Source organism: Novosphingobium naphthalenivorans NBRC 102051, assembly GCF_001590985.1.
GTDB lineage: Bacteria > Pseudomonadota > Alphaproteobacteria > Sphingomonadales > Sphingomonadaceae > Novosphingobium > Novosphingobium naphthalenivorans.
Genome location: NZ_BCTX01000213.1, coordinates 1 through 886, shown reverse-complemented (window position 1 = coordinate 886; position 886 = coordinate 1). Strand labels below are relative to the sequence as shown.

Genomic DNA, 886 nt, shown 5'->3' with positions numbered 1-886 from the left:
AAAAGGCTCTGTTGCAAAAATCGTGAAGCTTGAGCATGCTTGGCGGAGATTGGACGGACGGAACGATGACGGATTTCAAGTGGCGCCATTTCCAGGGTGATGTGATCCTGTGGGCGGTGCGCTGGTATTGTCGCTATCCGATCAGCTATCGCGACCTTGAGGAAATGCTGGCGGAACGCGGCATTTCGGTCGACCATACGACGATCTATCGCTGGGTCCAGTGCTACGCCCCGGAGATGGAGAAGCGGCTGCGCTGGTTCTGGCGGCGTGGCTTTGATCCGAGCTGGCGCCTGGATGAAACCTACGTCAAGGTGCGGGGCAAGTGGACCTACCTGTACCGGGCAGTCGACAAGCGGGGCGACACGATCGATTTCTACCTGTCGCCGACCCGCAGCGCCAAGGCAGCGAAGCGGTTCCTGGGCAAGGCCCTGCGAGGCCTGAAGCACTGGGAAAAGCCTGCCACGCTCAATACCGACAAAGCGCCGAGCTATGGTGCAGCGATCACCGAATTGAAGCGCGAAGGAAAGCTGGACCGGGAGACGGCCCACCGGCAGGTGAAGTATCTCAATAACGTGATCGAGGCCGATCACGGAAAGCTCAAGATACTGATCAAGCCGGTGCGCGGTTTCAAATCGATCCCCACGGCCTATGCCACGATCAAGGGATTCGAAGTCATGCGAGCCCTGCGCAAAGGACAGGCTCGCCCCTGGTGCCTGCAGCCCGGCATCAGGGGCGAGGTGCGCCTTGTGGAGAGAGCTTTTGGCATTGGGCCCTCGGCGCTGACGGAGGCCATGGGCATGCTCAACCACCATTTCGCAGCAGCCGCCTGATCGGCGCAGAGCGACAGCCTACCTCTGACTGCCGCCAATCTTTGCAACAGAGCCCC

The 886-nt window shown here is 60.4% G+C and carries 1 protein-coding gene; it reads left to right on the top strand.

Annotated elements, in window-relative coordinates; all coding sequences use genetic code 11:
* Window positions 1-65: 65 nt before the first annotated feature.
* Window positions 66-830 (top strand): IS6-like element IS6100 family transposase, encoded by a 765-nt coding sequence (locus tag NN5_RS24780; protein ID WP_001389365.1) that lies wholly within the window; start codon window positions 66-68, stop codon window positions 828-830.
* Window positions 831-886: the final 56 nt, after the last annotated feature.

Excerpts from the sequence above, each read along its gene's own strand:
- NN5_RS24780 (WP_001389365.1), top strand. The coding sequence starts at position 66 with ATGACGGATTTCAAGTGGCGCCATTTCCAGGGTGATGTGATCCTGTGG.